This is a genomic window from Lacinutrix gracilariae (assembly GCF_042684485.1).
In the GTDB taxonomy this organism is placed as follows: Bacteria; Bacteroidota; Bacteroidia; order Flavobacteriales; family Flavobacteriaceae; genus Oceanihabitans; species Oceanihabitans gracilariae.
This window is the reverse complement of record NZ_JBHULM010000011.1, coordinates 1,282,355-1,296,672: the sequence shown is the minus strand read 5'-3', so window position 1 is coordinate 1,296,672 and position 14,318 is coordinate 1,282,355. Positions and strand designations below refer to the sequence as shown.

The following is a 14,318-nucleotide window of genomic DNA, read 5'->3' as shown; positions in this document are numbered from 1 at the left end:
TAAGAAACTATGCTTTTCTTAGTTTTTTCTCGGCTTTATCTATATCTTCTTTATATCCTTCTATTTTTTTATGCCATTTCTCTTCATCTAAAGGAGACAGTTTTCCTTTCTTTTTAAGCTTTTCGTATTTTTCTTGAGCGCTTTCTAATTTACCATTTGCCTTATCAAAAGATTTTTGCGCTTTCTCTTTTTTCTTTAGAGCCTTCTCTGCTTTTTTTCGTTCTTTTTCACTCTTTTTTAAAGCTTTTTCACGAGCCTCTTCTTCCTTTTGCTTTGCTTTAAGCGCTTTTTCTTTTTCCTTTTCTGCCTTTGCTATCTCTTTTTCTTTTGCTATTTCGGCTTGTTTTTTTTCTTCTAATAACTTTGCCTCTGCTGCATAAGCAGTAAAAATTTCATTGCGTTTTTCTAGACTTAGTGTTTCTGTCACCTCTGTATCTCCTTGATAAATTTTATCGTTTTTTACAACATAAGGCTTTTCACCCTCTTGGTCTTGCGCATAAATGGTAAGGTTTACAGTAAAAAGGAATGCTAATGCAATTAGTTTTTTCATTGTTTTTATTTTGTATGTTTATTTCCATTAGAAATTACAAATATATTGCCAAACTACTTATAGCCAACTTATATTTTATTTATAATTTCTGCAGCCTTCTTTAAAGTATCATTGGTTTTTGCAAAGCAGAAACGCAATACCTTATCGTCTTTATTATTATCGTTAAATACAGATAATGGTATAGATGCTAATCTATTTTCTATAGTTAATCTTTTAGCAAAATCTACATCATTCTCTTGCGTTATTTTAGAAAAATCTAAAACTTGAAAATAGGTTCCTTTAGCTTTATTAAATGTAAATCTAGAATTTGTAATTAAGCTCAAAAACAGGTCTCTTTTTTCTTGGTAAAATTGAGAAATCTCTAAATAATGACTTGGTTCTTGCAAGTAATCTGCCAAGGCTTTTTGCATTGGATGGTTTACAGAAAACACATTAAACTGATGTACTTTTCTAAACTCTGTCATCAACGTTTTTGGAGCACAACAATACCCAATTTTCCAACCTGTATTATGAAAAGTTTTACCAAAAGAAGCCGTTATAAAACTTCTAGCTTTTAAATCTGGAAACAAACATGCACTTTGGTGCTTTTCACCATCAAAAATAATATGTTCATATACTTCATCACTCAACACTATAATATTCGTATTTTTAGTGAGCTCTTGAAGCTGCAACATATCGGTTTTACTAAAAATACTTCCACTAGGATTTTGTGGTGTATTTATAATAATCATCTTCGTTTTATTAGTAATTTTCGCTTTAACGGCATTCCAATCTATGGCATACTTTGGCGCGTTTAATTGTATGCTTATTGTTTTTGCACCTTGTAAAGTTATAGCTGGTTCATAACAATCATAAGCTGGCTTGAAAATAAGCACTTCATCTTCTTGTTTTACAAAGGCAGAAATAATGGTAAAAATGGCCTGTGTTGCTCCTGCTGTAATGGTTATTTCTGTTTCTGGATGGTAACTGCTATTGTATAATAAGTCAAATTTGTTAGCAATACGCGCTCTTAAATCTATATTTCCTGGCATTGGAGCATATTGGTTATAACCAGACTCCATGGCTTTAGTTACCAAACTTTTTAGCTTAGCATCGCTTTTAAAATTTGGAAATCCTTGCGATAAATTAATTGCTTGGTGCTTATTTGCCAAAGCACTCATCACAGAAAAAATAGTAGTTCCTACATGAGGTAGTTTAGATGTATGTTGCATAGTATAAATATAAACACAATTTCGCTTTCTAACTTCGCTTTCTACACATTCCTTTATTGCAATTTAAATTTGTAGCATTTAAAAAAAGTAAACCTCTATAAATTTAGTCCATTTTAACAATTAATAGTACTTGGTTTTTTATCTTTGAAAGCATTCAAACAAAAACAAAACATATGAAATTTTTTAAATTTTTATTACTTTTTATAACGCTGAATGTTTCAGCGCAGCAAGGTGGTATGTGGATTCCTTCGCTGTTAGAAGGTATGAACGAAACCGAAATGACAAATCTTGGTAGCAAACTTACAGCCCAAGATATTTATGATGTAAACAACTCTAGTTTAAAAGACGCTATTGGTCATTTTAATGGAGGTTGTACTAGTGAAGTTATTAGTGACCAAGGATTAATTTTAACCAATCATCACTGTGGATTTAGCCAAATACAATCACACTCTTCTTTAGAAAACGATTATTTAAAAGATGGGTTTTGGGCCATGTCTTTAGAAGAAGAGTTACCAAACGAAGGTTTATTTGTAGAGTTTATTGTAAGCATTACAGATATAACCGAAGAAATTCTTGCGGTTGTTACTGATGACATGACCGAAAAGGAAAAGCAATCTGTTATAGACAAAAACGCTAATGGCTTAATGAAAAATTGGCCAAGAGAAGCTTGGCAAGATGTAAAAGTGAAAGCTTTTTACAAAGGAAACCAATATTTTTTATTCGTTACAGAACGCTTTGAAGATATTCGTTTGGTTGGTGCGCCACCAACAAGCATTGGTAAATTTGGTAGCGATACAGACAACTGGGTTTTCCCGAGACATACTGGAGATTTCTCTATGTTTCGTATTTATGCAGATGCTAACAACAGACCTGCAAAATACAGCAAAGACAACAAACCTTACAAGCCAAAACACTTTTTACCAGTTTCTTTAGATGGTGTTGAAGAAGGTGATTTTACTATGGTATTTGGTTTTCCTGGAACTACAAATGAATACCTTCCTGCAGTAGCTATAGAACATATTACTCAAGAATTTAACCCAACAAATATTGCTATTCGTGAAGCTGCATTAAAAGTAATTGATGCAAAAATGAAAGAAAGTGATGCTGTAAGAATTAAATACGCATCAAAACAAGCACGTATTGCTAACGCATGGAAAAAATGGATAGGTGAAAACTTAGGAATTGAAAAAAGTGATGCTGTTGCTAAACGTCGTGCTTTTGAAGCTACTTTTACCAAAGCTTTAAAAGAAAAAGGATTAGAAGAAAAATACGGAAATATTTTACCAGAATTTGATAAACTATATAGTGACTTTGCTCCTATAAATATTAAACGTAGAAACTTTATTGAAGTCTTTTTGGTTACCAATGAGCTTATGCAAATGACATTTAGAGCATACCAAATGGAAGAAGCTATTAAAGCAAATCCGGAAATTTTTGATAAAGCTAAAGCGCGTTTAGCAGGTACCTTAAAAGGCATTCATAAAAATTATGATGCAGATGTAGACAAAGGTGTTTTTGCTAATGTGATGCCTTTTTACAATAAAAATGTAGATGTTTCTATTTATGATAAAACTGCTTTTACCAATCTAGACAACGCTTTAAAACTTTTAGATGGAGACGCTAAAGCTGTACTTAAAAAGTTAAATAAAGATGCAGCATACCAATATGCAAAACCAATGATTGCTGAATTCTACAGTACCATAAACAAAGAATTTGAAGAAAAAAACCAGCCAATTACAGCCTTACAAACTACATATATGACTGCTTTAATGAAAGCATTACCAGAAGCTCGTTATTTTCCAGATGCAAACAGTACGCTTCGTGTAACGTATGGTCAAGTACGTGGTTACGCTCCTAGAGACGCTGTGTATTACAATCCTGTAAGTTATTTAGAAGGTGTTATAGAAAAATACATTCCTGGAGATTATGAATTTGATGTTCCAGAAAAGCTATTAGAACTTTATAAAAACAAAGATTATGGTCAATATGCAGATAGTAACGGAAAAGTACCTGTTTGCTTTTTAGGAACCAACCACACTACAGGAGGAAACTCTGGAAGTCCTGCAATTGATGCACACGGAAATTTAGTTGGACTTAACTTTGATCGTGTTTGGGAAGGAACCATGAGTGACATGAATTATGATCCTGAAATTTGCCGAAACATTATGGTAGATTTACGTTATGTATTATTTATTGTAGATAAATATGCAGGAGCAACTCACTTAATTGATGAAATGCAATTGGTGCATCCTAAAACAAACAAGCAGTAAACAGTTCATCTGTATACACTTTACATATTTAAGCCTCACAAATTATAAAATTTGTGAGGCTTTTTTTTTATTCCTCTTACCTTCTGTTTTATAAAATCAGGCAAAGAAAGTCTTGCTTTTTTTTTAAACAATCTCCATCTTTTTCAATAAGAAACTAGCATTCATATTTTGGCAAATTCCTTTTTTTAGTTTGTAATCAAAAAAGAGTTCATCATTAATTATTTCTGCATCAAAATAATAGTTTTTTACTTCTTCTAATTCCTTTTCAATTTCACACAAACTTAAATCATGCGTTGCTATTATTCCTATTGCATTTTTAGAGACTAATTTTTCTACAAACTTACGCGAACCAATAGCTTTGTCTGTAGAGTTTGTTCCTTTTAAAATTTCATCTAGTATAATAAAGTATCTATCGTCTTGTAAAGCATCTACAATAAATTTTAAGCGCGTTAATTCGCTAAAGAAGTAAGAACTATCATCTGTAAGAGAATCGCTAGTACGCATACTTGTAATCAATTTTATAGGATTGTATGTACTGGTTGAAGCACAAATAGGCAATCCTACATTTGCCATAACAATATGAAGTGAAACGGTTCTTAAAAAAGTACTTTTTCCTGCCATATTAGCTCCTGTAACAATAAAAAACTGTTGGTCTGTTATGGTTAAATCACTTGTCACTCTTTTTGAAGCATCAAGTAACGGATGACCTAAGTCTTTAGCTTCTATAACAATATTGTTACTTACAATTTCTGGAAACACATAATCTGGATGATTAAAAGCATAAGCACCAAAAGTATTATATGCATCAAAAAAAGAAACTACTTCAAACCAATGTGCTACTGTAGTTTTATATTGGGCAATCCATTGTTCTATAGCATAGGCATTTTTTAAATCGGATAAGAAAAAACCGTTTCCAAAAATGGCAGCAATTAAATTATTTCTATTGTCTAAAGCATCTAAATTTTTTGAAAATTGTTTAAAAATAAGTGAAGCTTTTTTTTCTTCTTGCGCTATATAAGCTTGCTTTTCTTTTAACAAAGAAGTGCTAAAGTTCTCGCTTTCTATTTGCTGCAATAAAGAAGCATACTGCTTAAAAACATCTTTTACTTGATCTGTATTTGCTGCAAGAATATTTATTTTTTTTAGATAGATTCCAGAAATACCTAAACCTACAAGCAACCAATACCCTAAAAACAAAAAGGAAAGCACTTCAAAAATTGCCAAAAACAAAATAATAGCAGAGCCAATTGTAAAAGCTACTGGCAGCATACGCATGGTTTTAGGCAAAAAAGATTTATGCGCTTGCAGCCATTCTATAATTTGTACTGCAGGAGTTTCGGTTTTAATTAAACTTGCTACTGCTTCAAAATGCTGTCGCCATTTAGGTTTATTGGCCAATTCTTTAATTGCATCTTGGCGCAAATTAATGTTTTCAATATTATTAGCAGTTAGTGCATTTACTAAAGCTTTGGTACCTTCTTCTGTTGCTGTTCTATTTATAAATTGAAAAAAAGATCCTTTTCCAAACAAATCAATATCTAAACTAAAGGTGTGGTTTGGGTTTTGGTATTGTAGGCCTGTTTCTCTTTCTTTAAAATCACCTGAAGCTATTTTAAGTTCTTCTTCATTAATAGCTATAAGCGCTTTTTTTAACTTATGTTGGTATTTAAGATCGGTATATTTTGATAGTAAATACACAAAAACCACAATACCTACAAGTGCTATAGCTATTGCAATTTTAGCGTTATTAAAAGTAACATATACACCAATAGCTACAGCTACAAACACTACAAGCCTAGCTAAACTTAAACTTGTAAGTTGTTTAAATAACCGTTTAGCTTCTGTTTTATGTTGTTCTTTTTCTTGGTTGTAAAAGGTATTTGAATCTTGCATTTTTTTATAGTTGCATGGTATCTAATTTTTGAAAAACAGCCATAATAGTATGCACTGCATTTTTATAAAAATCAGGATGAATATTTTCGAAATCGTCTGTTGGTTGGTGGTAATCTTCATGATCTTCAACCCCAAAATAAATAAAAGGAATATGCTTTTCATGAAAAGATGCATGATCTGAAGCATAGGTCCAATCTTCTAAATGATCACTTCCGTCATGACCAATAGTAAGTTGTATATTTCCGGTTGGCGCAACACTTTTAATTACAGGATCTAATTGCTTATAATGATAAGAACCAACAGCGTAAAGCTCGTTTTTATCACTTCTACTTATCATGTCCATATTAATATTTAGTTTTATACTTTTAATAGGAACAATACTGTTCTCTACAAAATATTTAGAGCCTACTAAACCTAATTCTTCAGCATCAACAGCCGCCAAAATCACCGAATGTTTTGGTGGATTTTTCTGGAAGTATTCCGCGAAAGCGATTAAAGCGGAAATCCCTGAAGCATCATCATCTGCACCATTATAAATTTTACCATTTTTAATACCTTCGTGATCATAATGCGCAGATAACACAATGTATTCTTTTGGGTATTCAGTCCCTTTTATACCTGCAAGAATATTAACGCCTTTATATTCTTTATTTCCATTTTTAAAATCAAAATGCTGTTCATAATGTGCTCCTAGTGGACCTACGTTATAAAGATGCAATGCTTCAATAATATAGGTTTTTGCTTTTTCTGCTCCTGCGGTCCCTGTACGTCTGCCTTCAAAAACATCGGAAGATAAAACTTGTACATGCTGTAATAGAGAATCTGCATTAAACCAATTTTGATTACTTATTTCTACAGTAACTTTTGAAGTTACTGGTTGATTTTTACAGTTGCTAAATGTTACAAGTGCTAAAAACAAACAAAGAATATACCTATTATTCATATTCGTAAATTTAAGGTTAAAACTAAACAAAAAATCTCAAGATTGCTCTTGAGATTTTTTTTTATAAATAAGATCTATAAACTATAGGTCGACAAATGCTTTGTGACCGTTTGAGATAATCCATATTATCCTTTTAAAGATGCTTTTAAGTACTCGCTGTTCATACGTGCAATGTTTTCTAAAGAAATTCCTTTAGGACATTCTACTTCACAAGCTCCAGTGTTGGTACAGTTACCAAAACCTTCTTCATCCATTTGTTTTACCATATTTAATACACGGTCTGTAGCTTCAACTTTACCTTGAGGTAAAAGTGCAAATTGCGAAACTTTAGCACCAACAAATAACATTGCTGATGAGTTTTTACAAGAAGCAACACAAGCACCACAACCAATACAAGTAGCAGCTTCAAAAGCTTTATCTGCATCGTGTTTGTTTACAGGAATTGCGTTAGCATCAATAGTATTACCAGAAGTATTTACAGAAATAAACCCTCCAGCATGTTGAATTCTATCAAAAGCGCCTCTATCTACAATTAAATCTTTTACTACAGGAAATGCAGTTGCTCTAAATGGTTCGATAGTAATAGTATCTCCATCTTTAAACATACGCATATGTAACTGGCAAGTAGTTACGCCACGATCTGGACCATGTGCTTCTCCGTTAATATACAAAGAACACATACCGCAAATTCCTTCACGACAATCATGATCAAAAGCTACAGGCTCTTCATCATTATTTACTAATTGCTCATTAAGTACATCTAACATTTCAAGGAAAGACATATCTGGTGAAATATCGCTGACTTTATAATCAACCATTTTACCTTTATCACTAGCGTTTTTTTGACGCCAAATCTTAAGTGTTAAATTCATCATAGCTTTCCTTATTTGTAACTTCTTTGTTTTAATTCTATATCCTTGAACTCTAATTCTTCTTTGTGTAAGACAGCATCGCTAGGTTCTCCTTTGTATTCCCAAGCAGCAACGTATGCAAAGTTTTCATCGTCACGTTTTGCTTCTCCTTTTTGCTCACCATCTAACTCTACCGCATCTTCTCTAAAGTGACCTCCACAAGATTCTTCTCTATTAAGAGCATCTTTAGCAAATAGCTCACCTAACTCTAAGAAATCTGCAACACGACCAGCTTTTGCTAATTCTTCGTTGTATTCTTCATTAGTACCAGGAACTTTAACTTCTTTCCAGAATTCTTCACGAAGTGCTTTAATTTCTGAAATAGCTTCTGTTAAACCTTTTACATTTCTAGCCATTCCTACTTTATTCCACATGATTTTTCCTAATTTCTTATGGAAATAATCTACAGAATGTTTTCCTTTATTAGAAACAAAGAAATTTAATTTCTCTCTAACTTCTTTTTCTGCTTCTTCAAATTCTTTAGAATCGGTAGAAATTTTTCCTGTACGAATATCATTAGATAAATAATCACCAATAGTATAAGGTAGTACAAAATAACCATCTGCTAAACCTTGCATTAATGCCGAAGCACCAAGTCTGTTTGCACCATGATCAGAGAAATTAGCTTCTCCAATACAGTATAAACCAGGAACCGTTGTCATTAAGTTATAATCTACCCAAATTCCACCCATAGTATAGTGTACTGCTGGATAAATCATCATTGGTGTGTTGTATGGATCTTGATCTACGATCTTCTCATACATTTGGAATAAGTTTCCGTATTTATTTTTAATTACTTCTTGTCCTAATTTTTTAACAAGCGCAGCATCATTTTCATTTAATCCTTTAACGTGTGCAGTTTCTTTTCCGTAACGTTCAATTGCCGAAGCAAAATCTAAAAATACTGCTTCACCAGTTGCATTTACACCAAAACCAGCATCACAACGTTCTTTAGCTGCACGAGAAGCAACATCACGAGGTACTAAGTTACCAAAAGCAGGATAACGACGTTCTAAGTAGTAATCTCTATCTTCTTCTTTTAAGTCTTTTGGTTTTAATGTACCAGCTTTAATAGCCTCTACATCTTTTTTGTGTTTTGGTACCCAAATACGTCCATCATTACGTAAAGACTCAGACATTAACGTTAGTTTAGACTGATGATCTCCAGAAACAGGAATACATGTTGGGTGAATTTGTGTGTAACAAGGGTTTGCAAAGTAAGCACCACGTTTGTGTGCTTTCCAAGCAGCTGTTACATTACTTCCCATCGCGTTTGTAGACAAGAAGAAAACGTTACCATAACCACCAGTACCAAGAACAACAGCGTGTGCTGAATGTCTTTCAATTTCACCAGTAATTAAGTTACGTGTTATAATTCCACGAGCTTTTCCATCTACCTTAACAACGTCTAACATTTCGTGACGGTTGTACATTTTGATTTTACCACGACCAATTTGACGGTTCATGGCAGAATAAGCTCCTAATAATAATTGTTGTCCTGTTTGTCCAGCTGCATAAAAAGTACGCGATACTAATACACCACCAAACGAACGGTTATCTAATAACCCACCATATTCACGTGCAAAAGGAACCCCTTGAGCAACACATTGGTCAATAATATTTGCAGAAACCTCAGCCAAACGATATACGTTAGCTTCACGAGAACGATAATCTCCTCCTTTTACAGTATCATAAAATAATCTGTATGTAGAGTCACCATCTCCTTGGTAATTTTTTGCTGCGTTAATACCTCCTTGTGCAGCAATAGAGTGTGCACGTCTAGGAGAATCTTGAAAGCAAAATGCTTTTACGTTGTAACCAAGCTCTGCTAAAGTAGCAGCAGCCGATCCACCTGCTAAACCTGTACCAACAACAATAACATCAATGTTACGCTTGTTTGCAGGGTTTACTAAATCGATATGATTTTTATAGTCTGTCCATTTATCTTTAATTGGACCCTTTGGTATTTTTGAATCTAAAGCCATATTAGATATTTTTTAGTGATTAAAATGATGAAACAATGCAATAAAAATGAATCCTAATGGAATGATAATTGCGTATGCTTTTCCGAATCCTTTTAATCCTTTTGTGTATTTATTATTTGCACCTGCAGATTGAAATGCAGAGCTAAAACCGTGTAATAAGTGTAATGCTAAGAAAACAAAAGCAATACAGTATAAAGCAACTCTCCAAACGTCTACAAACTTGTGTTGTAGTTCTTCAAAGTATCTAAATTCACCATTTGCTAGTAAACCCGACATATCGCCTTGAATGTATTTGGTGTTAATTTCTGGTAACCAAAAATCGTAAAAGTGTAAACAGATAAAAGCTAAAATAGCTAGTCCGCTGTAAATCATATTACGACTCATCCATGAAGAGTTAGCAGCACCATTGTTTTTTGCATAACTTATTGTACGTGCTTTTTTGTTTTTAATCTCTAGTACAAATCCCATTACAAAATGGAAAATTACACCAAAAATTAAAATCGGTTGCATTACATATTGAATCACCCAAAAGGTTCCCATGTAATGAGAAACTTGATTAAAAGTATCTGCACTAAACACAGATAATAGGTTGATTGCAAAATGCTGTAATAAGAAAATCATTAGGAAGAGTGCCGAAAGTGCCATGGCAAACTTTCTTCCAATCGAAGAATTTAAAATTCCGCTCATTATTTTATGTAGTTAGATTATAATTACACAAATATAATAAGCCAAAAGTAGGCAGCCAAGCTAAAACTAATTTTATAAATTTATTTAGAATGGATTTAATTAATTAACAAAAGGTATTAAACCACGAAGTCCCATATCTACAACCTGCTCTCCTGCACTAGGCTCATACATGCCATCTGCGCTTACTTCTGTCCACTCAAAACTATTATTAGTTGAAAAAGAAAGCGTTACCACTACATCTTTGGTTTCTTCGCCAGAGATGGTGAATCCATTTTCAAATGCACCTGTAACCACACAAGAACCTTGTGGTATTGGTGAAGAATCAAATAACGGATTAGGAACTGTTGTTGCTCCTTCTGGCGCTTGCCCTTGTGCTGTATACCCTAAAGTTTCAAAAGCCCAAAAACCTTGTAACTTATTTGCGTTAACAGCAATAGTACTTCCGTTTAAATCTAAAGTAGTAATGTAATTGTTATAACCAACAAAACTTGCTAAAGTACCTGTATACACATTTCCGTTTTCTGCTAAAAAATCGATTTCTCCTTCTTGATATGCTAAAGACACACGAACCCATTCATAGCTTCCTGCACGAACATCACGTAAGGGAATAGTTAAAAAAGTCTCGTTATTTCCTGCAAACCTAGCATTTTGAAAATCTATAGCATTTGCTCCTCCAGAGGTTGTTTCTTCTCCTGCAAAAACAACTTCACCAGCACCTAAGGCTGTATATGTATTTGGCGCAAACTCAATATAGTTAGCACTCATTCTACTAATGGATGGCGATTGTGCCGCATTACCTTCTGCAACACTCACTGGTTGCCCTAAATTACCCAAACGCTCTTGTGTTGGATCAAATTTTAGTTGAATAATTAAATTTGCTTCAGAAGCAGAATTGGTTTCGTCATTAGCATCAGAACATGCAGATAAAGAAGAAATTAAACTAATACAAAATATCCATTTTAGTGCTTTCATGTTGTAAAGGTTTTGCTCATTATAACTTAAAAAACACACAAATAGTATATTACTTGATTTCAAAACCTGTTTGCTCTTCTTCTATTTGAATAAAATATTTTCCTTTTGGCAGATAATATTTTCCGTTTTTAGCCTGATTAATACTAATGCTTGTATTTTCTTTTAAAAGTTTTTCTTTTCCGTTTTCTGTCAATGACAAATCATAATCTACGTAGTTAAACCCTTTATCTGCTTGTACCAAAATAGTATATAAAACGGTATTTCTTTCCGAAAGGATTTTAAGCTCTTTTTTTTCTGAAGCATTGCTATAAAAAGCAATTGTTTTTAAAGGTGTATTTGCAGTAAACCATTTGCTCCATGTGCTTCCCCAACGTGCATTAAAACGCACATCTTTAAAAGGAAAAAGCGTTATGTTTTTACGCAAAAGAGAAGCATTCATTTTTTGCAAAGGCGCAATATTGGTTTTATAAATACTTCTTCCGTGTGTTGCTAATAACAAATCTTTAGTTTCGGGTTGTATTACCAAATCATGCACTGCAACTGCTGGTAAATTCTGGCTAAATACTTCCCATTGCTCTCCTTTATTAAAAGTAACATAAGCAGCATTATCGGTTCCTAAATACAGAATATTTTCATTTATAGGATCTTCTTTTATCACATTTATGGGAGACATTGCAAGGTTAGACGAAATGCTTTTCCAGGTATTCCCGTAGTCTTCGGAAACATAAACGTAAGCATTAAAATCATCCCAACGATACCCATTTAAAGTAACATACACACGTTCTTTTTTGTGCTGCGAAGCGATAACGCGACTTACCCAAAGATCTTTTGGTAAGTTATTTGAAATATTTTGCCAACTTGCTCCAGCACTTTTAGTAATATGCACCAAACCATCATCACTTCCTGTATAAATCAATCCGAAAGCAAAAGGAGATTCACTAATAGTAGTTAGCGTACCATAGGCTACGTTTCCTTTTTTTCCGCCTTTGGTTAAATCTTGACTAATTGCTTTCCAATCGTCTCCTTGATTCATAGAACGCATCAATTTATTACCTCCTAAATACAGTATATCTTGATTGTGTGGTGAGAGTAAAATTGGTGTTTGCCAATTAAATCTATACGGATTTTCGCCTAACGTATGTTTTGGCTGTATGTATTTTTGCTCTTTGGTTTCGCGATTAATTCTAAAATAATTTCCAAACTGATAGCCTGTATACACCAAATTTGCATTTCTATTATCTATTTGAATTTGCATACCATCACCTCCCATTAGGCTTTCCCATGGGTTTTGTCCGCTTTGTTGCCAAGCCTTATTTTGTACTGCATTATGCGCTCCTACCCAAACGCCATTATCTTGCAAACCTCCATATACATTATAAGGTGTTTGGTTATCTATATTAATGGTATAAAATTGCCCAACAGGATTTACATTTAGCTTTTCCCAGGTTTCTCCATCATCATAACTAAGGTTTAATCCTCCATCATTACCATCTATTAAATGACCTGATTTTTCTGGATTCACCCAAAGCGCTTGATGGTCTGCATGTACGTTTTCTTTACTAATAGAAGTGAATGTTTTTCCGCCATCTTTAGATTTTAAAATAGGAACACCCAATACATAAATACCGTTTTCATCTTGCAGATCTACACGTATTTCTCCAAAATAATATCCATAACTGTAGTATAAATCGTCTAGAAAATCATCATGCGTTTTTTGCCATGTTTTTCCGCCATCCACACTTTTATACACCTCAGCACCAACAACAGGAGTATTAAAAAGCATAGCATTAGCATCTTCAAGATAATGCGCTAAATCTGCAGGTTTTACATTTCCACTACGCACCATTTGTTTTACATTTTCGGCACGATATTTTTCTTGAAAACCATTACTTTTTAAAAAGCCATTAAGTTTTTTGTCTTCTAAACTTAAGAAGCTTTCGGTACTCATGGTTTTAAAATCTGCCTTGGTTAAACTATGGTTATCTGTTTTTTTAGTTTCTTTTTTTCTTCGGAATTGATTATCATGCAAAGCATAAATAGTAGTAGCATCATACATTGCCAACCCTATTCTACCAACTCCATTTCCTGTAGGAAAACCACTATTTTCTGTAGACACTTTTTCCCAAGTTTGTCCTGAATCTATACTTTTATAAATTGCGGAACCTTTTCCGCTTCCGTTAAAATGCCATGCTTTTCTATCTCTTTGCCAAGAAGCCGCAAACATAATATTATAATTATTTGGTGCATGTTGTAGATCTATTATTCCGCTAGCTTCATCAACAAACAAGGTTTGCTTCCAAGTTTTTCCTCCATCTAAAGTTTTATAAACACCACGCTCTTTGTTTGGTGAATACAAATGCCCAACAACACCAACAGTAAGCTCCTCTGGATTATTGGGATTTATTAAAATACGACCAATATGATGCGAGTCTTGCAAACCAACATTCATCCAAGTTTTTCCGTTATCTATAGATTTTAAAATACCTATTCCTGAATACGAAGAACGCGATGAATTATTTTCACCTGTACCAACCCAAAGGGTTCTATTTTTCCAATCTACAGCAATATCACCAATATTTTGTGTTTCTGAAGCATCTAGAACAGGCTTAAAAGTAGAACCGTTATTTGTAGTATGCCACAAACCTCCTGAAGCATACGCCACATAAAATTCTATGGTGTTTTCTGGATTGACATCTATATCTACCACACGACCACTCATAACACTTGGCCCAATATTTTTAAAAGGCACATTTTTTACTAAAGACGCTTGCTGTAGTGCTGCCTTTTGCTTTAATTCTTTTTGTACCACTTGCGCACTAGTAGCTGGTTGCTGTGCTTTCATTTGAAGTATAGAACAAATAAAAAATGCAAAAAAGATTCTTGTTGTCATAATTAG

The 14,318-nt window shown here is 33.4% G+C and carries 10 protein-coding genes; 1 reads left to right on the top strand and 9 read right to left on the bottom strand.

What is annotated here, in order from left to right; translation table 11 throughout:
- Window positions 1-7: 7 nt before the first annotated feature.
- Both ACFSSB_RS12680 and ACFSSB_RS12675 read right to left on the bottom strand, forming a co-directional pair.
- Window positions 8-550, bottom strand: coding sequence for a hypothetical protein (locus tag ACFSSB_RS12680; protein WP_379904808.1), 543 nt, complete (start codon window positions 548-550; stop codon window positions 8-10).
- Window positions 551-618: 68 nt separating this feature from the next.
- Window positions 619-1,761, bottom strand: a complete 1,143-nt coding sequence (locus tag ACFSSB_RS12675; RefSeq protein ID WP_379904806.1) for a methionine aminotransferase — start codon at window positions 1,759-1,761, stop codon at window positions 619-621.
- 173 nt (window positions 1,762-1,934) lie between these two features.
- On the opposite strand from ACFSSB_RS12675, the gene ACFSSB_RS12670 reads away from it, so the two are divergent.
- Entirely contained in the window at window positions 1,935-4,031 is a 2,097-nt protein-coding gene (locus ACFSSB_RS12670; protein ID WP_379904804.1) for a S46 family peptidase, read from the top strand.
- A 123-nt stretch (window positions 4,032-4,154) separates the two neighbouring features.
- On the opposite strand, the gene ACFSSB_RS12665 is transcribed toward ACFSSB_RS12670, so the two are convergent.
- The 7 genes from ACFSSB_RS12665 to ACFSSB_RS12635 form a co-directional block, all read right to left on the bottom strand.
- A complete protein-coding gene (locus ACFSSB_RS12665) occupies window positions 4,155-5,924 on the bottom strand; it encodes a MutS-related protein (protein WP_379904802.1) in 1,770 nt (589 codons plus the stop codon).
- Between the two features lie 4 nt (window positions 5,925-5,928).
- The gene (locus ACFSSB_RS12660; RefSeq protein ID WP_379904800.1) at window positions 5,929-6,867 is read right to left on the bottom strand and encodes a M20/M25/M40 family metallo-hydrolase; all 939 of its coding nucleotides are present in this window, start codon (window positions 6,865-6,867) and stop codon (window positions 5,929-5,931) included.
- 125 nt (window positions 6,868-6,992) lie between these two features.
- A complete protein-coding gene (locus tag ACFSSB_RS12655; RefSeq protein WP_379905683.1) occupies window positions 6,993-7,739 on the bottom strand; it encodes a succinate dehydrogenase/fumarate reductase iron-sulfur subunit in 747 nt (248 codons plus the stop codon).
- Window positions 7,740-7,750: 11 nt separating this feature from the next.
- Window positions 7,751-9,763 carry a fumarate reductase/succinate dehydrogenase flavoprotein subunit gene (locus ACFSSB_RS12650; protein WP_379904798.1) on the bottom strand — a complete coding sequence of 671 codons (2,013 nt, stop codon included), beginning with the start codon at window positions 9,761-9,763 and terminating at the stop codon, window positions 7,751-7,753.
- Between the two features lie 12 nt (window positions 9,764-9,775).
- Window positions 9,776-10,450, bottom strand: coding sequence for a succinate dehydrogenase cytochrome b subunit (locus ACFSSB_RS12645; RefSeq protein WP_379904796.1), 675 nt, complete (start codon window positions 10,448-10,450; stop codon window positions 9,776-9,778).
- Window positions 10,451-10,549: 99 nt separating this feature from the next.
- Complete coding sequence (locus ACFSSB_RS12640; protein WP_379904794.1) at window positions 10,550-11,422, bottom strand: hypothetical protein; 873 nt, start codon at window positions 11,420-11,422, stop codon at window positions 10,550-10,552.
- Between the two features lie 49 nt (window positions 11,423-11,471).
- Window positions 11,472-14,312: a WD40/YVTN/BNR-like repeat-containing protein gene (locus tag ACFSSB_RS12635; protein WP_379904792.1), complete on the bottom strand. Its 2,841-nt coding sequence runs from the start codon at window positions 14,310-14,312 to the stop codon at window positions 11,472-11,474.
- Window positions 14,313-14,318: the final 6 nt, after the last annotated feature.